Source organism: Pseudomonas sp. GW821-FHT09C08, from assembly GCF_059418125.1.
In genome coordinates, this window is the sequence record NZ_JBWKPG010000002.1 from 519,085 (window position 1) to 536,873 (window position 17,789).

Below are 17,789 nucleotides of genomic sequence, written 5' to 3' on the forward strand. Positions count from 1 at the left end.
GCAAAGCGTGGCGTCGGCCATGCCCGAACGAGGTAGAAGTCCATGCGTGTCCTCCTGGTTGAAGACCATCTGCAGCTCGCTGAAAGCGTCGCCCAGGCGCTCAAGAGCACGGGTTTGACTGTCGATGTGTTGCACGATGGCGTGGCCGCGGACCTGGCCTTGAGCAGCGAGGAATACGCGGCGGCGATCCTCGACGTAGGCCTGCCGCGCATGGACGGCTTCGAAGTGCTGGCGCGGTTGCGCGCCCGTGGAAAAAACCTGCCGGTGTTGATGTTGACCGCGCGCAGCGATGTGAAAGACCGCGTGCATGGCCTGAACCTCGGCGCCGACGACTATTTGGCCAAGCCGTTCGAACTGACGGAGCTGGAGGCGCGGGTCAAGGCGCTGCTGCGGCGCAGCGTGCTGGGCGGCGAGCGCCAGCAGGCGTGTGGAGTGCTGGTCTATGACCTCGACACGCGCCGCTTCACGGTCGGCGGCGAGCTGATGACCCTGACCTCCCGTGAGCAAGCGGTGCTTGAAGCACTGATCGCGCGACCGGGCAGGGTGATGAGCAAAGAGCAACTCGCCTCGCAGGTGTTCGGCCTGGACGAAGAGGCGAGCCCGGATGCCATCGAAATCTACGTGCATCGCCTGCGCAAGAAACTCGACGGCCAGCCCATCGCCATTGTGACCTTTCGCGGTCTCGGCTACCTGCTGGAAGCGCGCGATGCATAAGCCCAGCAGCCTGCGCTGGCGCCTGCTGTGGAACCTGGCGCTGTTGCTGGTGCTACTGATGCTGGCCAGCGGCATGAGCGCTTACTGGAATGGCCGCGAGGCCGCCGATACCGCCTATGACCGCACCCTGTTGGCCTCGGCCCGCACCATCGCCGCGGGCCTGACCCAGGTGGACGGCACCCTCAGTGCCAATGTGCCTTACGTGGCCCTGGATACGTTCGCCTACGACAGCGCCGGGCGCATCTATTACCAGGTCAATGACATCGACCAAAAGCTGATCTCCGGCTACGAAAACCTGCCCGGCCCTCCGCCCGGCACGCCACGCACCGATGATTACCCGGCACTGGCGCGTTTCTATGACGCCGTGTATCTGGGCCAGCCGGTGCGGGTGGTCAGCCTGCTCAAGGCGGTGTCCGAACCGAACATGAATGGCATGGCGGAAATTCGCGTGGCCGAAACCGACGAAGCGCGTGTGAGCATGGCCCGCAGCCTGATGGCCGACACCTTGCTGCGCCTGGGCATGCTCGCCATCGGCGCCTTGTTGTTGGTGTGGTTTGCCGTCAGTGCGGCACTGCGCCCGCTGGAGCGCCTGCGCACGGCGGTGGAAGAGCGCCAGCCCGACGATTTGCGGCCGCTGCCATTGGTGGAGGTGCAACATGAGTTCGGCCCGCTGGTGCGTTCCCTCAACCACTTCACCGAGCGTCTGCGCGGCCAGTTCGAGCGCCAGGCGCAGTTCATTGCCGATGCGGCCCACGAACTGCGCACCCCGCTGGCGGCGCTCAAGGCACGGCTGGAGCTGGGCCTGCGCAGCGACGCCCCGGCCACCTGGCGCAGCACCCTGGAAACCGCGGCCCAGGGCACGGACCGCCTGACCCACCTGGCCAACCAATTGCTGTCCCTGGCGCGTATCGAGAACGGCGCGCGGGCGATTGCCGAAGGCGGCGCGCAGTTGCTCGACCTCAGCCAGCTCGCCCGTGAGCTGGGCATGGCCATGGCGCCGCTGGCGCATGCACGCGGCGTGGCACTGGCCTTGGAGGCCGACGAGCCGGTGTGGCTGCGCGGCGAGCCGACCCTGCTCAACGAGTTGCTGAGTAACCTGGTGGACAACGCCCTGGCGCACACGCCGCCCGGCGGCAACGTGATCCTGCGGGTGACGGCGCCGGCGGTGTTGGAAGTGGAGGATGATGGCCCGGGCATCCCGCTGGATGAGCGCGACCGAGTGTTCGAACGCTTCTACCGACGCAGCCAGCAGGGCATGGGTTCAGGCCTGGGGCTGGCGATCGTCGGCGAAATCTGCCGCGCGCATCTGGCGCAGATCAGCCTGCATGATGGCGAGCTGGCGGGGTTGAAGGTGCGCGTGAGTTTTATCGCCGGTTGATCAATAGAACATCGAGCGCGCTTCATCCAGTTCCGCGCGCAAGCTGTCACTGTAGGGGTCGACCCGCAGCTTCTTGATCGCCGGCAGGGTGGACACCGGTACGCTCGCCAACGGGTGATCGGTGCCGCGATGGCAATACAGCACGGCGATCTGCACCAGGTCGATGTAGTCAAGGCTGGCGGAGTCGCGCTCCAGGTTCAAATATTGTCCCGGCAACTTCGCCAGCATTTCCGGGAAGTCCCAGCCACCGAGCAGTTTGTCGCCGAGCAGTGGGTGGATGCTGTCGATCACGTGGTTGAGGCTGACCGGGTCCGAGAGCAGCTCGTAGTGGTCTTCGGCGTAGGTCAGGATCGGCAGCACGCCGATCTGGTGCACCAGGCCGCCGAGAGCTGCCTGGTCGGGCTTGAGCAGGCTGTGGCTGCGGCACAAGGCGTAACTCACGCCGGCCACTTCCAGGCTGCGGCGCCATACATCGCGCATCTTCTGTTCGACGGCTTCGGAGCGGGCGTGGAAGATCTGTTCCATCACCAGGCCGATGGCCAGGTTACTGCTGTAGTTGGTGCCCAGCCGCGTGATGGCGGTGTGCAGGTCGGTGACTTCCTGGGTCGCGCGCAACAGCGGGCTGTTCACCACTTTGATCAGGCGCGCCGACAGCGCGGTGTCACGACCGATTACCTTGCTCAAGTGGCTGATGCTGATGTCCGGGTCTTCGGCGGCCTGACGGATGTTCAGGGCGACTTCCGGCAATGTCGGCAGAACCAGGTCATCGTTGTCGATGGCCGTCACCAACGCCTGTTGGACTTTTTCCGCCAGCTTGTTCATTCATGATCTCTAGGGTGCTGCAAAAAGGTACGGCGACTAACGCTGGATCTCTCGATCACGGTCGAGTTGGTAAGGCAGGTCGAGCAGCTGTAAACCGGGGCCTTCCAGGGTGCCAAGATGCACATCGCCACTATCGGCTGCTTCGGCTTGCAACACGGCCAGAAGTTCAATCACCTGGTCCGCTTTTGCCGCAATCACCACCTCGCCAATGGCGCTGTTGTGGCTGGGGGAAAACAGCGGGGTGCCTGGCTCGGGCATTTGCGCCGCATTGAGGCTCAAGCGGTACAGGCGGCGCTTGAGTTTGCCCAGGTACTGCATGCGCGCGACGATTTCCTGGCCGGTGTAGCAGCCTTTCTTGAAGCTGACGCCGCCCACGGCTTGCAGGTTGAGCATCTGCGGGATGAACAGCTCGCGCGTCTGGGGCATGACCTGGCCGATCCCGGCGCGGACCTGGCCCAGCAGCCATTCATTCAAGTCTGCTTGTTTCAATTGCGCGGCCAATTGGCTGCGCACGGCATCGGCATTTTCGGCGGGGACCCAGAGCTCACTGCGGCCGGGCGACACGCGAATGGCGATCAAGTGGTCGGTGCGGGCAACACTGTCGGTGTCGGCCGGCAGTTCCAGACCCAGGCTGGCGAGGACCTGATCGGCTTCGGCCAGGCCGAAACGCACCCAGGCGGCGCTTTCGTCGGTGAGCTTGGATTTGGAGAACACGGCGTATTTCTTCAGGTCCGCCAACTGCGGCTCCAGCAACTCGGTGGCCATCGCCAGCAGTACGCCGTCACCTTGCAACACAATGCGAAAACTCGATTGCATCCGGCCTTTTTGCGTACAGCGCGCGCCGAGACTGGCCTGCGTGTCGCTCAGGTAATTGAGGTTGCAGGTCAGTTGGCCCTGCAGGAATTTGGCAGCGTCGGAACCACGGACGGCGAGAACGCCTTCGTGGGACAGGGGGCAGAAGAAAGCAGAGTCAGCCATGGGTCATCGCAGGTCAAAAAGTCATGGGTGCATCATAGAGGGGCGCCCGGCAAATGGATAGTTTCCGTATGGGGCGACCAAAGCCGACTGTTCCGGTGCCGTTCGGCCTGTATACTCGCGCTCTATTTGAGGAGCGCTCCATGGTCGAAGATGTAGAACTCAATCGCCTCTACTGGCACAGCCGTCGCGGCATGCTTGAACTGGACGTGTTGCTGGTGCCATTCGTCAGAGAGGTCTATTCAACCCTTAATGAGGTGGACCGCAATGTCTATGTCCGCCTGCTGGAGTGCGAAGACCAGGACATGTTCGGCTGGTTCATGGAGCGTGCCGAGTCGGAAGACCCGGAGCTGCAGCGCATGGTCCGCATGATTCTGGACCGTGTACAACCCAAGTAATCGTTTTGAATGCCGCTGGCAGGCCTCGCGGCTCTTGCTGGCGGCGTATCTTCTTGCCCAGGCGTTCGCACTGGGTGCCCTGTTGGTGGTGGATCTACCGTTCGCCAGTCTGGGCATGCTGGTGTGCCTGGCTCATGCCGCCTGGGTTTTACCGCGCCATATCCTGTTGACTCACCGTTCGTCGATTCGTGGCCTGCGCCGTGACGAAGACGGCTGGCAGTTATTCAGCGACGAGCTGGGCTGGCACAGTGTGCAATTGCGTCCCGACAGCCTGGCGTTGCCGCTGATCGTGGTGCTGCGCTATCGGCTGAAGGGCCAGTGGCGCGTGCGTTCCCTCTGCGTGCCGAGGGATTCGCAGGCCGCCGATATACACCGGCACCTGCGGGTTCGCCTGAAGTTCAGCCGGCGTAGGTGGTTGGCACCAGAATAGTGTCGCGCGCCTCGGGCAGCATCTGCGGGTAGTCGAGGGTGTAATGCAGGCCCCGGCTCTCCTTGCGCTCCATGGCCGAGCGGATCATCAACTCCGCCACCTGGGCCAGGTTGCGCAATTCGATCAGGTCACGGCTGACTTTATAGTTGCTGTAGAACTCATCAATCTCATCCAGCAGCAACCGCACCCGGTGCTGAGCGCGTGCCAGGCGTTTGTTGGTGCGCACGATCCCCACATAGTCCCACATGAAGCGCCGCAGCTCGTCCCAGTTGTGGGCAATGATCACGTCTTCGTCCGAATCGGTGACCTGGCTGGCGTCCCAGCGGGGCAGGGCGGCCGGCACGGGGATACGCGGCAGCTGTTCGAGAATGTCCGCCGCCGCCGAGCGGGCGTAGACGAAGCATTCGAGCAGCGAGTTGCTGGCCATGCGGTTGGCGCCGTGCAGGCCGGTGAAGCTGGTTTCGCCAATCGCATACAGACCGGGCACATCCGTACGGCCTTGCTGGTCGACCATCACGCCGCCGCAGGTGTAGTGCGCGGCGGGTACCACCGGGATCGGGCCTTTGGTGATGTCGATATTGAAGGCCAGGCAGCGCTCGTAGACAGTGGGAAAGTGCGTCTTGATGAAAGCTTCGGGCTTGTGGCTGATGTCCAGGTAGACGCAGTCGATGCCCAGGCGCTTCATCTCGTGGTCGATGGCGCGGGCGACGATATCGCGCGGGGCCAACTCGGCGCGCGGGTCGAAGCGCTGCATGAAACGTTCGCCGTTCGGCAGTTTCAAGTGCGCACCTTCGCCACGCAGGGCCTCGGTGATCAGGAAACTCTTGGCTTGAGGGTGATACAGGCAGGTGGGGTGGAACTGGTTGAATTCCAGGTTGGCCACCCGGCAACCCGAACGCCAGGCCATGGCGATGCCATCGCCACAGGCGCCGTCGGGGTTGCTGGTATAGAGGTAGACCTTGGCTGCACCGCCGGACGCCAGGATCGTGAAGCGCGCACCATAGGTGTCGACTTCGCCGCTGGCGCGGTTGAGCACGTAGGCGCCGAGGCAGCGCTCGCCCGCCAGGCCCAGGCGCTTTTCGGTGATCAGGTCGACGGCGACGCGTTGCTCCAGCAATTCGATGTTGGGGCGTTGGCGTGCCTGTTCGAGCAAGGTCTTGAAGATGGCCGCGCCGGTTGCATCGGCGGCGTGGATGATGCGGCGATGGCTGTGGCCGCCTTCACGGGTCAAGTGGAATTCGAAGCCGCCGTCGTCAGTGCCCGCGTGCTCGTCACGGGTGAAGGGCACGCCTTGGTCGATCAGCCACTGGATCGCCTCGCGGCTGTGCTCGACGGTGAAGCGCACCGCGTCCTCATTGCACAGGCCGCCGCCGGCGTTGAGGGTGTCTTCGACGTGGGACTGCACCGTATCAGTGTCGTCCAGCACGGCGGCGACACCGCCCTGGGCCCAGAAAGTCGAACCGTTGGCCAGGTCGCCTTTGCTCAGTACGGCAATTCGCAGGTGGCGGGGGAGGGTCAGCGCAAGGCTCAAGCCGGCCGCGCCGCTACCGATCACCAGCACATCGTGTTGAAACTGTTGGCTCATTTGAAGGATTCCGCAAAAAGCGATCCACAGGGTTGGCGCAAACAGGACGCCCGGATCGGCGAATCAAAGGGTCACACGGGCCACTAGTATATAGAGGGGGGGAGCGGCACAATAGCCGGGCATTCGTGGCAATGTGAGATTACGGTGCGCGGCTCGGGTTAAAATCGCCTGGTTATTGAGATGGGAACTTTTTGCATAAGCCCCGACTCAATAGCAGGTTGCCCGAAAGCTGGGAAAACGTTGAGTTTATTGGCCCGTCGGGAGCATTGGACGCGTCAGAAAACCGACGACAAGATTATTCGCGCAGTCGGCATTGCCCGTGCTGCGTTTTTCGTGTGTGCCAAATCAGTGCATGCCGGAAACTTGCTTGGAGGGGGAGAACTTTTGCGAAAAGTCCGAGTCTATGTTTGCAAGCCTGATCGTTTAGTTATGCAAGCCTCCTTCAAGTACAACGAGGAGTGTTCATGCTAACCCAGGAAGAGGATCAGCAGCTGGTCGAGCGCGTTCAACGCGGCGACAAGCGAGCTTTTGATCTGCTAGTGCTGAAATACCAGCACAAAATTCTCGGGTTGATCGTGCGGTTTGTGCACGACACCCATGAAGCGCAGGACGTTGCACAGGAAGCCTTTATCAAGGCGTACCGTGCACTTGGCAATTTTCGCGGTGATAGTGCGTTTTACACGTGGCTATACCGCATCGCCATCAACACGGCGAAGAACTATCTGGTGTCTCGCGGGCGCCGCCCACCGGATAGTGATGTAAGTTCAGAAGATGCAGAATTTTACGATGGTGACCACGGCCTCAAAGATCTCGAGTCGCCGGAGCGTGCATTGCTGCGCGACGAGATCGAAGGAACCGTTCATCGCACAATTCAGCAACTGCCAGAAGATTTACGTACGGCGTTAACTTTACGTGAATTCGATGGTCTGAGTTACGAAGACATTGCGAGCGTCATGCAGTGTCCGGTGGGGACTGTAAGGTCACGGATTTTCCGGGCCCGGGAAGCCATCGATAAAGCCTTGCAACCGTTGTTGCAGGAAAACTAAAGACAGCGGCGACAGCCAAGAGAGGAACCGCCATGAGTCGTGATGCCCTGCAGGAATCGCTGTCCGCAGTGATGGATAACGAAGCGGATGAACTGGAACTTCGTCGAGTGCTCAATGCATTTGATGATGCCGAAACCCGTGATACCTGGTCTCGTTACCAAGTCGCTCGGGCGGTGATGCACAAGGATCTTCTAATCCCTCGTCTGGATATTGCTGCGGCCGTTTCTGCCGCGCTGGCTGATGAAGCCGTTCCGGCAAAAGCTGCTCGTGGTCCTTGGCGTAGCCTGGGTCGCCTGGCAGTTGCTGCCTCGGTGACTGTTGCCGTGTTGGCCGGTGTTCGCCTGTACAACCAGGACGAAATCGCCGGTGCCGAACTGGCCCAGCAGACTCAGCAACCGGTCATGGCCGGTCCGCAAGTCAAAGGCCCAGCGGTATTGGCCGGCTACAAGGAAAGCTCTGACACCACCGGCCCTATGGCCAACGGTGTGTTGCAAGGGCAATCCGGCTGGCAGGACCAGCGTCTTCCAGGCTACCTGCGCCAACACGCACAGGAATCGGCCTTGAAAGGCACTGAAAGCGCTCTGCCATATGCACGTGCTGCAAGCCTGGAAAACCGCTAAACCGTCAAGGAGCCCTATGCGCGCCATACCGCTCCTTACGCTTTTGCTCAGTGGTTGGTTTGCACTCCCCGCCCATGCCGATGAAGCCCAAGACTGGCTGACTCGACTTGGGCGTGCAGAGCAGCAGCAAAGCTTTAAAGGTACGTTTGTCTACGAACGTAACGGCAGTTTTTCCACCCATGACATCTGGCATCGCGTCCAGGATGGTCAGGTCCGTGAGCGGCTCTTGCAGCTCGATGGCTCTGCCCAGGAAGTCGTGCGTCTGGACGGCCGTACTCAATGTGTCAGCGGCACTCTGGTCGCAGGCCTTGGCAATTCGCGTGATGCACCTTCACGCGCGCTGGATCCGCAAAAACTCAATCAATTCTACGAACTGGCCGTCATCGGCAAATCGCGCGTGGCCGGTCGGAATGCGGTAATCGTTTCGATAACGCCGCGTGATCAGTACCGTTATGGCTTTGAGCTGCACCTGGACCGTGAAACCGCGTTGCCGCTCAAGTCCTTGCTGCTCAATGATCAGGGCCAATTGCTGGAGCGTTTCCAGTTCACCCGCTTGGATACTTCCCTGCCCGATGATCACGACCTGCAGCCCGGCAGCGACTGCACGCCGGTCAGCGTCGCCAAGACTCAGGCACCGCAAGCTCAGTCTGTCGAGGCGTGGCACCTGGAGTGGTTGCCGCCGGGGTTTCAGCTGAGCAACAGCAGTGTGCGTAAAGACACGCAAACCAAGGCAACCGTCGAAAGCCTGATGTATGAAGATGGCCTGGCGCGGTTCTCGGTGTTTCTTGAGCCCATCAGCGATGTAAGCGTCACGGAAACCCGCACCCAGTTGGGCCCGACGGTGGCCGTGTCCCGTCGCCTGAATACGGTGGACGGCGAAATGATGGTGACGGTTGTCGGCGAGATTCCTATCGGTACGGCCGAACGTATCGCGCTGTCAGTGCGCGGTGAAAAAAAGCCAGTCACCCAGCCGTGAGCCGTTAATCCTATGTTCATCCTGACCTTTCACTGTGTATCCACGCCAGGTTGGCTGCCGAGAGCATGAAATGTCCGGATCAGCATTTTCACTTGCAAAAATCTCTCATGTTTTTTATAGGTCAGGGCTTGTCGGCTCTGGCCTTGTTTTGTTCGCGGAACAAAGATGTCGGTCGCAGTTTTCGGCGTTTCTTGAACCCTGTCGCTCAACCCTGCTCGTCGTAACGGGAGCTGTATGTCGATACCACGTTTGAAGTCTTACCTATCCATAGTCGCCACGGTGTTGGTGCTGGGTCAGGCCTTGCCTGCGCAAGCGGCCGAGTTGCCTGACTTTACCCAATTGGTTGAGCAAGCCTCGCCTGCCGTGGTGAACATCAGTACCACGCAGAAGCTGCCGGATCGCAAAGTCTCCAACCAGCAGATGCCTGACCTCGAAGGCCTGCCGCCGATGCTGCGCGAGTTCTTCGAGCGCGGCATGCCGCAGCCACGCACGCCACGTGGCGGCGGTGGCCAGCGTGAAGCGCAATCCCTGGGGTCGGGCTTCATCATCTCGCCGGACGGCTACATCCTCACCAACAACCACGTGATTGCCGACGCCGACGAGATTCTTGTGCGCCTGGCCGATCGCAGTGAGCTCAAAGCCAAGCTGGTGGGAACTGACCCACGTTCCGATGTGGCGTTGTTGAAGATTGATGGCAAGGACCTGCCTGTGCTGAAGCTGGGTAAATCCCAGGACCTGAAAGCCGGTCAGTGGGTGGTCGCCATCGGTTCGCCATTCGGTTTTGACCACACCGTGACCCAAGGTATCGTCAGTGCTATTGGCCGCAGCCTGCCCAACGAAAACTACGTGCCATTCATCCAGACCGACGTGCCGATCAACCCGGGTAACTCCGGTGGCCCGCTGTTCAACCTGGCGGGCGAAGTGGTGGGGATCAACTCGCAGATCTACACCCGTTCCGGTGGCTTCATGGGCGTGTCCTTCGCTATCCCGATCGACGTGGCAATGGATGTTTCCAACCAGCTGAAAAGCGGTGGCAAGGTCAGCCGTGGCTGGTTGGGCGTAGTGATCCAGGAAGTGAACAAGGACCTGGCTGAATCCTTCGGCCTCGACAAGCCGGCCGGTGCCCTGGTCGCGCAGATCCAGGACGACGGCCCGGCTGCCAAGGGTGGCTTGCAGGTTGGCGACGTGATCCTGAGCATGAACGGCCAGCCGATCATCATGTCGGCTGATCTTCCACACCTGGTAGGTGCACTCAAGGCCGGCAGCAAGGCCAAGCTGGAAGTGATTCGTGAAGGCAAGCGCCAGACCGTTGAGCTGACCGTTGGCGCTATCCCTGAAGAGGGTGCAACGCTGGATGCCCTGGGTAACACCAAGCCGGGCGCGGAGCGCAGCAGCAACCGCCTGGGTATTGCCGTGGCCGAGCTGACCGATGAGCAGAAGAAATCCTTCGACCTCAAGAGCGGCGTAGTCATCAAGGAAGTGCAGGATGGTCCGGCAGCCTTGATCGGCCTGCAGCCAGGCGATGTGATCACTCACCTGAACAATCAGGCGATTGACTCTACCAAGCAGTTCACCGACATCGCCAAGGCGCTGCCGAAGAATCGCTCGGTGTCGATGCGCGTGCTGCGTCAGGGCCGTGCCAGCTTCATTACCTTCAAGCTGGCCGAGTAACCGCCAGCTCAATAAAAAGCCCCGCCTTCGGATGACGAAGGCGGGGCTTTTTTGTGGGCGATGGGTTTAGCTCATCATTCCCTTGACCAGGCGTTCCTGCTCGATCAGCTCACGCTGGCGTGCATCGATGCGTGACGACAGCGGGAAATTGTTGCCGGCGCGACGCTTGGCAAAGTCCAACTGCTGAATGGCCTGCTGGAAGTCGCCCACCAGGGCAAAGTATTCCGCACGCGCCTGGTGCAGGCCGATGATATTGCCGGACAGGCCGCGCGTCTCGGCAACCTGATACCAGACATCCGGATCGTCCGGACGAGACTTGAGCAATGCGTCGAGGGCTTTTTCTGCATCGGCGGTGCGGTTCTGCTTGAGCAGCAGATCCACTCTCACCTGATTCAACGGATAGTTGCCCGGATACTGGGTCAACATCTTATCGGTGCGCTGCTGCGCATCCGGCAGGTGGTTGTTGTCGATGTCCAACTGGATCTGGGCCAGGTTGTAGGTGATGTCAGTGGGCGCCTTGGCCAGCAACTGAGCGAGGTTTTCCCGCGCCTCCTTGAACTGCGAGCCTTTGATCTGGGCAATGGCCAAGCCATAGCGCGCCACGTCGTTTTTAGGGTTCTCATCCAGCTGTGCCTGGAAGCGCTTGGCAGCGAGCCCGGACGTATCTTCGTATTGCAGCTGCACGCGGGCGCGAATCAGCTGATAACGCAGGCTGTCTTCCTTGCCGCCGGGCTTGGCTTGCTCGGCGCGGTTGCGGGTGTCGGCGATCCGCGATTCGGTGACCGGGTGCGTCAGCAGGAATTCAGGCGGCTTGGCATCGAAACGGTACTGGCGCATCAGGCGTTCGAACATGGTCGGCATGGAACGCGGGTCGTAACCGGCTTTTTCCAGGTTGAGGATACCGATGCGGTCTGCCTCTTGTTCGTTCTGGCGCGAGAAGCGCCGTTGTTCCTGGATCGCAGCGGCCTGGGTACCGGCAATTGCGGCAATCCCCGCATCACCTGCGCCGGCAGCGGCGGCGATGATGCCGCCCAGCAGGGCCGCCATCATCGGGATCTGCATGCGCTGTTGCGCCTCGACACCACGGGCAAAGTGGCGTTGGGACAAGTGCGCCAATTCGTGTGCGAGCACCGAGGCGTATTCGCCCTCGGTCTGGGCATTGAGAAACAGGCCGCCGTTGACCCCGACAATCCCGCCGGGTGCGGCAAAGGCGTTCAATTGCGGGCTGTTGATCAGGATGAACTCCAGGCGCCGGTCATTCACCTGGCTGGTCTCTACCAGCTTGTACACGCTGGTTTCGACATAATCCTTGAGTTGCGGATCATTGAGCTGTGAGACCTGGCCGCGCAGATAGGCCAACCAGGCGCGCCCCAGTTGGTATTCCTGTTGTGGCGAGACAATGGCAGAACTGGCGTCGCCAAGTGACGGCAGGTCATCGGCGAAGCCCGGGGAGGCCAGCAGGCAAGCCAGCGTCAGCAGGGTAGGGCGCAAAAAAGTCATGCACAGAGCCTTTCGACAAAGAGCTTACTGTAGCCGGACACTGAGCTTCGGACCAGATATTCTAAGCAGCCCGAATGCGTGCCTGGAGTAAAACCATGACCGACGCTGTAGCCTTTGATGCCGAACTCGATGCCAGTGGCCTCAATTGCCCGTTGCCCTTGCTCAAGGCCAAGCTGGAGCTCAATCGATTGGCGAGTGGCGCAGTGCTCAAGGTCATCGCTACCGACGCGGGCTCCCAGCGTGATTTCCGTACCTTTGCCAAGTTGGCGGGCCATACCCTGCTACATGAAGAAGACACCGCCGGTGTGTACCGTTACTGGTTGCGCAAGGCCTGAACCGTTCGCCCCCACCACCCGAGGTTGATTGATGTTCAAAGTGTTACGAGACTGGATCCAGCGCTACTTCTCCGACGAAGAAGCGGTGGTGCTGGCGGTCCTGCTTTTCCTGGCCTTTACGGCCGTGCTGACCTTGGGCGGCATGCTGGCGCCGGTACTGGCGGGGATGGTGCTGGCTTACCTGATGCAGGGCCTGGTCACCACCCTGGAGCGCCTGCGACTGCCGGGCGGCGCTGCCGTGGGCCTGGTGTTCGCCTTGTTCATGGGCTTGCTCGTGGTGTTTATCGTGGTGGTGTTGCCGTTGCTGTGGCACCAACTGATTACCCTGTTCAACGAACTGCCGGGCATGCTCGCCAAGTGGCAATCACTGTTGCTGCTGCTGCCGGAGCGTTACCCGCACCTGGTCTCGGATGAGCAGGTGTTGCAGGCCATCGAAGCGGCGCGCGGCGAGATCGGAAAATTCGGGCAATGGGCGCTGACCTTTTCCCTGTCCAGCCTGCCGTTGCTGGTCAACATCATGATCTACCTGGTACTGGTACCGATCCTGGTGTTTTTCTTCCTCAAGGACCGCGCGATGATCGGTCGTTGGGTGAGCGGCTACCTGCCGCGCGAGCGGGCGCTGATCACGCGGGTGGCCGAAGAGATGAACCGCCAGATCGCCAATTACATCCGTGGCAAGGTCATCGAGATCATTATCTGTGGCGGCGTGACCTACATCGCCTTTATCGCCCTGGACCTGAACTACGCGGCATTGCTGGCGTTGCTGGTAGGGGTGTCGGTAGTCGTGCCGTACGTCGGTGCGGTAGTGGTGACGGTGCCGGTGATGTTGATCGCCTTGTTCCAGTGGGGCTGGAGCGACCAGTTCATCTACCTGATGGCGGTGTACGGCATTATCCAGACCCTGGATGGCAACGTACTGGTGCCGCTGCTGTTCTCGGAGGCGGTCAACCTGCACCCGGTGGCGATCATTTGCGCAGTGCTGTTGTTCGGCGGGCTGTGGGGGTTCTGGGGCGTCTTCTTTGCCATTCCCCTGGCAACGCTGTTCAAGGCGGTGCTGGATGCGTGGCCGCGGCAGGAGCCGGTGGTGGCGCCGCTGCTTTAGAACGTGGCGGGGGATTGAATACGCCATCGCCGGCAAGCCGGCTCCTACAGGGAAATGCGCTACAACTGTAGGAGCCGGCTTGCCGGCGCTGACAATCCAAAGGTCGCAGCAGCAATCAAGCCTTGTTCAAAGCCTGCGCCGCCGCCAACACCGCATCCACATGACCCGGCACTTTCACGCCACGCCATTCCTGGCGCAGCACACCTTCGCTATCGATGAGGAAAGTGCTGCGATCCACGCCCAGGTATTCCTTGCCGTACAGCTTCTTCAGCTTGATCACATCAAACAGTTGGCAAACCGCTTCGTCCTTGTCGCTGATCAGCTCAAAGGGGAATTCCTGCTTGCCCTTGAAGTTCTCGTGAGACTTCACACTGTCACGTGACACGCCAAACACCTCGGTGTTGGCGGCCTTGAATGCCGCGTACTGGTCACGGAAACCCTGGCCTTCGGTGGTGCAGCCCGGGGTGCTGTCCTTCGGGTAGAAGTAGATCACCACCTGCTTGCCCTTGAGAGCGGCGAGGCTGAAGGTCTGGCCGCTGGTGGCCTGGGCTTCGAAATCGGCTACGGGTTTGTCGATGACTACCGCCATGAAAAAACTTCCTTACATTGGGTTCTGTGGGCGCCACGGCTCGATCAGTGCGTCGAGGTTCAAGGCATCGGCGAAGTCCAGGAACTGGTCGCGCAACCAGCTGATCTGCACGCCGGCCGGCAAGGTCACGGTGAATGTGGCGTTGAGCATGGTGCCGCCGGTTTGTGGCGCCTGGTAAGTGTCGCAGGTGAGGTTCTCCAGCTCGACGTTGTGGTCGATGAAGAACTGGCACAGCTCATTGACGATGTCCGAGCGGTAGGCCGAGCTCACGTACGCTACATAAGGCAGGGCCTGGGGACGGTTCTCCAGGGCCGCGCTGCGCACCACGTTGACGGTGAAGTCGTGCTTCTTGGCCAGGCCCGGCAGGCCGGTTTCCAGGCGCGCGAGGGCATCCCAGGTGCCGGAAATCTGCAGCACCAGCGCACTGCACTCGCCGTGGCGGGTCAAGCGGGAAGTCACGACGGCGCAGCGGTTTTCATGGCTGGCGCGGCACAGGACGTTGGTCAGCTCCATGGGGTTGGCGCCGAGGGCACTGATAACAAGGAATTGTTCGCGAACTGTGGGGGTGGACATGCAGCCTTCCTAAAACGATGAGCGGTCGATACTGTGAGGGCCGTATCGATCAAAGGATGAAGGGTAGCGAAAAGCGTCGCCAAGGGATAGGAGGTGGCGTTTTCATTGCGTGAACGGCGGAATTTTCTCGGGCTTGCGGCCGTACTTTGGCCCAATGATGGCATTGCCCGTCGTTTAGTTGCTCCGGAACGCATCGTCAGGCGGTACTTAGCTTGTACAAGCATCTTGGCGCCAGTACCATTACGGCTCTCTTTTTCCGGCAGGAGCGGTTGCATGATTGCGGGCAGTATGGTGGCACTGGTCACACCCATGGATGCACAAGGTCATCTCGACTGGGACAGCCTGGGCAAACTGGTGGACTTCCACCTGCAAGAAGGCACCAACGCCATCGTGGCGGTCGGCACCACAGGTGAATCGGCCACCCTCGATGTGGAAGAACACATCCAGGTGATCGAATTCGTGGTCAAGCGCGTCGCGGGCCGCATTGCCGTGATCGCCGGTACGGGCGCCAACTCGACGCGTGAAGCGATCGAGTTGACCAGGAATGCCAAGAAGGCCGGCGCCGATGCCTGCCTGCTGGTGACCCCGTACTACAACAAGCCGACCCAGGAAGGCCTGTACCAGCACTTTCGCACCATCGCCGAAGCCGTGGACATCCCGCAGATCCTCTACAACGTACCCGGCCGCACTGCCTGCGACATGAAGGCCGAGACCGTGATCCGCCTGTCCACCGTGCCGAACATCATCGGTATCAAGGAAGCCACCGGCGACCTGCAGCGCGCCAAGGACATCCTCGCCGGCGTGAGCAGCGACTTCCTGGTGTATTCCGGTGACGACGCCACTGCTGTCGAGCTGATCCTGCTAGGCGGCAAGGGCAACATCTCGGTCACCGCCAACGTGGCCCCGCGTGCCATGAGCGAAATGTGCGCCGCCGCCATCGCCGGCGACGCCGTGACCGCCCGCGCGATCCACGAGAAGCTGATGCCGCTCAACAAGACACTGTTTATCGAATCCAACCCTATTCCCGTGAAATGGGCACTGTTCGAGATGGGCCTGATGCCGGACGGTATCCGTCTGCCGCTCACCCGCCTCAGCGCCGCCTGTCACGAACCGCTGCGACAGGCCCTGCGCCAGTCCGGCGTCCTGGTTTAATTGAGGAAGCACTACGCATGAAGCGATTGGCCGGACTTTCCGCACTTGCCTTGATTATCTCCAGCACCAGTGGCTGCGGTTGGATCTGGGGCCCGGAAGGCTACTTCCGTGACCGCGGCAGCGATTACCTGGAAGCACAAGCAACCAAACCGATGCAACTGCCGCCGGACGTCAATGTCGCCAAGCGCCTTGACCCGTTGCTGCCGATTCCACGCAACGTGGCCGACGACACCACCAAGGGTGAGTACGTGGTGCCACGTCCACAGCCGATCTCGGCCGTGGCGGATGCCAGCGACTACAGCCTGCAGAAGAGCGGCGATTCGCGCTGGATCATGGCCCAGCGTCCACCAGCCGAAGTCTGGCCGGTGGCGGTGCAGTTCTTCCAGGACAACGGCTTCCGTATTGAAGAGCAGCGTCCACAGACCGGTGAATTCACCACTGCATGGCAGCACAGCAGCGAACTCTCCGCCAGCATGGCCAAGCGCCTGCAGGCCGGTGGTGTAGCCGCTGACAGCGAAGCCCGAGTGCGTGTGCGCATCGAGCCTGGCGTGCAGCGCAATACCAGTGAAGTCTACGTCGTCAGCGCCGAGCGTCCTGCCGGCAGCACCGCCAACGTCGATTTCACCAACCGTTCGGTCAACACCGGTGTCGACTCGGCACTGGTCGACGAGATGCTGGCCAGCATGAGCCGCATTTCCGAGAAGGGCGGTTCCGTCTCCCTGCTCGCCGCACGCGATTACGACACCCCGAGCCGCGTCAGCCTCACCGAAGACGGCAGCGGCAACGTGGTGCTGAACCTGGGTGAAGACCTGGACCGTGCCTGGGCCAGCGTTGGCCGTGCCTTGGAGCAGGGCCCATGGCGTGTTGAAGACATCAACCGCAGCCTGGGCCTCTACTACATCAACGTGGCTGAAAAAGCCGAGCGCAAAGATGAAGAGCCAGGTTTCTTCGGCAAATTGTTCGGCAGCAAGCCGACCAAGGAGGAGATCGAGACCCGCGCCGAGCGCTACCAGGTTCGTTTGAGCAAGGTTGGCGAAAGCGTACAAGTCACCGTCGAGAAGAACATCAATACCGTTGCGCCAGCTGAAACAGCGCGCAAAGTGTTGGGCGTGATTCAGGACAACCTGGGCTGATCCGATGCGTTTTGCCGTTCTCGGCAGCGGTAGCCAAGGGAACGGCACGCTGGTCGCTCATGACGACACGTACGTGCTGGTGGATTGTGGTTTCTCGTTACGGGAAACCGAGCGGCGCCTGCTGCGCCTGGGGGTTCACCCCACGCAGCTGAGCGCGATTCTGGTGACCCACGAACATGCCGACCACGTGCATGGCGTGGGTTTGCTGTCTCGGCGCTACAATCTTCCGGTGTACCTCAGTCGCGGTACCTTGCGCGGGATGCGCAAACCGATTGAACCCGCAGGTTTCCTGGCCGGTGGCGAGCAACTGCAGATCGGTGCGTTGAGCATTGATGTGATTGCCGTGGCGCACGACGCCCAGGAACCGACGCAGTATGTATTCAGTGATGGCGAGCGGCGTTTCGGCGTGCTCACCGACCTGGGCTCCTACTGCGCCAAGGTGCTGGACGGTTACCGGAACCTCGATGCATTGATGATCGAATCCAACCACTGCCGGGACCTGCTGGCTCGCGGTCATTACCCCTACTTTCTCAAGCAGCGGGTCGGTGGCGAACTGGGACATTTGAACAACCACCAGGCGGCGTACCTGGTGTATGAGTTGGGCTGGCAAGACCTGCAACACCTGGTCCTGGCCCACTTGAGCAGCAAGAACAACCTGCCGACGCTTGCCCGGCAATGTTTTGTCGACACCCTTGGGTGCGACCCGGACTGGCTGCAACTGGCCGATCAAGATTCAGGGCTCGACTGGCGACACATCGCCTAGCCCACCTCACTCAAAGCGGAGCCCATC

At 61.1% G+C, this 17,789-nt stretch carries 19 protein-coding genes; 13 read left to right on the forward strand and 6 right to left on the reverse strand.

Annotated elements, in window-relative coordinates:
* Positions 1–42 precede the first annotated feature (42 nt).
* Positions 43–714: a response regulator gene (locus AC07OJ_RS09005; RefSeq protein ID WP_010212220.1), complete on the forward strand. Its 672-nt coding sequence runs from the start codon at positions 43–45 to the stop codon at positions 712–714.
* The gene (locus AC07OJ_RS09010; RefSeq protein ID WP_065899409.1) at positions 707–2,092 is read left to right on the forward strand and encodes a sensor histidine kinase; all 1,386 of its coding nucleotides are present in this window, start codon (positions 707–709) and stop codon (positions 2,090–2,092) included. Before AC07OJ_RS09005 ends, AC07OJ_RS09010 begins: the two co-directional genes overlap by 8 nt.
* Here AC07OJ_RS09010 and AC07OJ_RS09015 read toward each other — a convergent pair whose 3' ends face one another.
* Together AC07OJ_RS09015 and ygfZ are read right to left on the reverse strand one after the other, a co-directional pair.
* Positions 2,093–2,914 (reverse strand): HDOD domain-containing protein, encoded by an 822-nt coding sequence (locus AC07OJ_RS09015; RefSeq protein ID WP_065899408.1) that lies wholly within the window; start codon positions 2,912–2,914, stop codon positions 2,093–2,095.
* A 36-nt stretch (positions 2,915–2,950) separates the two neighbouring features.
* Positions 2,951–3,892: a CAF17-like 4Fe-4S cluster assembly/insertion protein YgfZ gene (gene ygfZ / locus AC07OJ_RS09020; protein WP_495094408.1), complete on the reverse strand. Its 942-nt coding sequence runs from the start codon at positions 3,890–3,892 to the stop codon at positions 2,951–2,953.
* Between the two features lie 140 nt (positions 3,893–4,032).
* On the opposite strand from ygfZ, the gene AC07OJ_RS09025 reads away from it, so the two are divergent.
* Positions 4,033–4,287, forward strand: a complete 255-nt coding sequence (locus AC07OJ_RS09025; RefSeq protein WP_010563680.1) for an FAD assembly factor SdhE — start codon at positions 4,033–4,035, stop codon at positions 4,285–4,287.
* Positions 4,271–4,717 (forward strand): protein YgfX, encoded by a 447-nt coding sequence (locus AC07OJ_RS09030; RefSeq protein ID WP_120447842.1) that lies wholly within the window; start codon positions 4,271–4,273, stop codon positions 4,715–4,717. The genes AC07OJ_RS09025 and AC07OJ_RS09030 overlap by 17 nt, the downstream gene beginning before the upstream one ends.
* Here AC07OJ_RS09030 and nadB read toward each other — a convergent pair.
* Positions 4,686–6,302: an L-aspartate oxidase gene (gene nadB / locus AC07OJ_RS09035; protein WP_065899405.1), complete on the reverse strand. Its 1,617-nt coding sequence runs from the start codon at positions 6,300–6,302 to the stop codon at positions 4,686–4,688. The two genes, AC07OJ_RS09030 and nadB, sit on opposite strands and share 32 nt — an antisense overlap.
* A gap of 464 nt (positions 6,303–6,766) precedes the next feature.
* Between nadB and rpoE the strand changes: the two genes are divergently transcribed.
* The 4 genes from rpoE (at position 6,767) to AC07OJ_RS09055 (ending at position 10,615) form a co-directional block, all read left to right on the forward strand.
* Entirely contained in the window at positions 6,767–7,348 is a 582-nt protein-coding gene (rpoE, locus tag AC07OJ_RS09040; protein WP_003172477.1) for an RNA polymerase sigma factor RpoE/AlgU, read from the forward strand.
* Positions 7,349–7,380: 32 nt separating this feature from the next.
* Positions 7,381–7,968: a sigma-E factor negative regulatory protein gene (locus AC07OJ_RS09045; RefSeq protein WP_003172479.1), complete on the forward strand. Its 588-nt coding sequence runs from the start codon at positions 7,381–7,383 to the stop codon at positions 7,966–7,968.
* A 16-nt stretch (positions 7,969–7,984) separates the two neighbouring features.
* Entirely contained in the window at positions 7,985–8,944 is a 960-nt protein-coding gene (locus AC07OJ_RS09050; RefSeq protein WP_065899404.1) for a MucB/RseB C-terminal domain-containing protein, read from the forward strand.
* Between the two features lie 234 nt (positions 8,945–9,178).
* Entirely contained in the window at positions 9,179–10,615 is a 1,437-nt protein-coding gene (locus AC07OJ_RS09055; RefSeq protein WP_065899403.1) for a DegQ family serine endoprotease, read from the forward strand.
* A 66-nt stretch (positions 10,616–10,681) separates the two neighbouring features.
* Here the strand turns inward: AC07OJ_RS09055 and AC07OJ_RS09060 are convergent, their stop codons facing one another.
* Complete coding sequence (locus AC07OJ_RS09060) at positions 10,682–12,115, reverse strand: M48 family metalloprotease (RefSeq protein WP_065899402.1); 1,434 nt, start codon at positions 12,113–12,115, stop codon at positions 10,682–10,684.
* Positions 12,116–12,210: 95 nt separating this feature from the next.
* Between AC07OJ_RS09060 and AC07OJ_RS09065 the strand changes: the two genes are divergently transcribed.
* Complete coding sequence (locus AC07OJ_RS09065; protein WP_437396690.1) at positions 12,211–12,450, forward strand: sulfurtransferase TusA family protein; 240 nt, start codon at positions 12,211–12,213, stop codon at positions 12,448–12,450.
* Between the two features lie 31 nt (positions 12,451–12,481).
* A complete protein-coding gene (locus AC07OJ_RS09070; protein WP_065899401.1) occupies positions 12,482–13,552 on the forward strand; it encodes an AI-2E family transporter in 1,071 nt (356 codons plus the stop codon).
* A gap of 115 nt (positions 13,553–13,667) precedes the next feature.
* Here the strand turns inward: AC07OJ_RS09070 and AC07OJ_RS09075 are convergent, their stop codons facing one another.
* Positions 13,668–14,141, reverse strand: a complete 474-nt coding sequence (locus tag AC07OJ_RS09075) for a peroxiredoxin (RefSeq protein WP_025855402.1) — start codon at positions 14,139–14,141, stop codon at positions 13,668–13,670.
* Between the two features lie 12 nt (positions 14,142–14,153).
* Positions 14,154–14,714, reverse strand: a complete 561-nt coding sequence (locus AC07OJ_RS09080; protein ID WP_003172487.1) for a glycine cleavage system transcriptional repressor — start codon at positions 14,712–14,714, stop codon at positions 14,154–14,156.
* A gap of 273 nt (positions 14,715–14,987) precedes the next feature.
* On the opposite strand from AC07OJ_RS09080, the gene dapA reads away from it, so the two are divergent.
* The 3 genes from dapA to AC07OJ_RS09095 are packed head-to-tail and all read left to right on the forward strand — an operon-like array spanning position 14,988 to position 17,762.
* Complete coding sequence (gene dapA, locus AC07OJ_RS09085; protein WP_495094409.1) at positions 14,988–15,866, forward strand: 4-hydroxy-tetrahydrodipicolinate synthase; 879 nt, start codon at positions 14,988–14,990, stop codon at positions 15,864–15,866.
* A gap of 17 nt (positions 15,867–15,883) precedes the next feature.
* The gene (gene bamC / locus AC07OJ_RS09090; RefSeq protein WP_065899399.1) at positions 15,884–16,999 is read left to right on the forward strand and encodes an NlpB/DapX family lipoprotein; all 1,116 of its coding nucleotides are present in this window, start codon (positions 15,884–15,886) and stop codon (positions 16,997–16,999) included.
* Between the two features lie 4 nt (positions 17,000–17,003).
* Positions 17,004–17,762, forward strand: a complete 759-nt coding sequence (locus AC07OJ_RS09095; RefSeq protein ID WP_065899398.1) for an MBL fold metallo-hydrolase — start codon at positions 17,004–17,006, stop codon at positions 17,760–17,762.
* The last annotated feature ends 27 nt before the right edge of the window (positions 17,763–17,789 follow it).

Bases quoted from the DNA above. Each gene is read 5' to 3' on its own strand.
- AC07OJ_RS09055 (WP_065899403.1), top strand. From the start codon at position 9,179: ATGTCGATACCACGTTTGAAGTCTTACCTATCCATAGTCGCCACGGTG.
- AC07OJ_RS09050 (WP_065899404.1), top strand. From the start codon at position 7,985: ATGCGCGCCATACCGCTCCTTACGCTTTTGCTCAGTGGTTGGTTTGCA.
- AC07OJ_RS09025 (WP_010563680.1), top strand. From the start codon at position 4,033: ATGGTCGAAGATGTAGAACTCAATCGCCTCTACTGGCACAGCCGTCGC.
- AC07OJ_RS09015 (WP_065899408.1), bottom strand. From the start codon at position 2,914: ATGAACAAGCTGGCGGAAAAAGTCCAACAGGCGTTGGTGACGGCCATC.
- rpoE (WP_003172477.1), top strand. From the start codon at position 6,767: ATGCTAACCCAGGAAGAGGATCAGCAGCTGGTCGAGCGCGTTCAACGC.
- bamC (WP_065899399.1), top strand. From the start codon at position 15,884: ATGAAGCGATTGGCCGGACTTTCCGCACTTGCCTTGATTATCTCCAGC.
- nadB (WP_065899405.1), bottom strand. From the start codon at position 6,302: ATGAGCCAACAGTTTCAACACGATGTGCTGGTGATCGGTAGCGGCGCG.
- AC07OJ_RS09045 (WP_003172479.1), top strand. From the start codon at position 7,381: ATGAGTCGTGATGCCCTGCAGGAATCGCTGTCCGCAGTGATGGATAAC.
- AC07OJ_RS09070 (WP_065899401.1), top strand. From the start codon at position 12,482: ATGTTCAAAGTGTTACGAGACTGGATCCAGCGCTACTTCTCCGACGAA.
- AC07OJ_RS09010 (WP_065899409.1), top strand. From the start codon at position 707: ATGCATAAGCCCAGCAGCCTGCGCTGGCGCCTGCTGTGGAACCTGGCG.
- AC07OJ_RS09095 (WP_065899398.1), top strand. From the start codon at position 17,004: ATGCGTTTTGCCGTTCTCGGCAGCGGTAGCCAAGGGAACGGCACGCTG.
- dapA (WP_495094409.1), top strand. From the start codon at position 14,988: ATGATTGCGGGCAGTATGGTGGCACTGGTCACACCCATGGATGCACAA.
- AC07OJ_RS09075 (WP_025855402.1), bottom strand. From the start codon at position 14,141: ATGGCGGTAGTCATCGACAAACCCGTAGCCGATTTCGAAGCCCAGGCC.
- AC07OJ_RS09080 (WP_003172487.1), bottom strand. From the start codon at position 14,714: ATGTCCACCCCCACAGTTCGCGAACAATTCCTTGTTATCAGTGCCCTC.
- AC07OJ_RS09005 (WP_010212220.1), top strand. From the start codon at position 43: ATGCGTGTCCTCCTGGTTGAAGACCATCTGCAGCTCGCTGAAAGCGTC.
- AC07OJ_RS09060 (WP_065899402.1), bottom strand. From the start codon at position 12,115: ATGACTTTTTTGCGCCCTACCCTGCTGACGCTGGCTTGCCTGCTGGCC.
- ygfZ (WP_495094408.1), bottom strand. From the start codon at position 3,892: ATGGCTGACTCTGCTTTCTTCTGCCCCCTGTCCCACGAAGGCGTTCTC.
- AC07OJ_RS09065 (WP_437396690.1), top strand. From the start codon at position 12,211: ATGACCGACGCTGTAGCCTTTGATGCCGAACTCGATGCCAGTGGCCTC.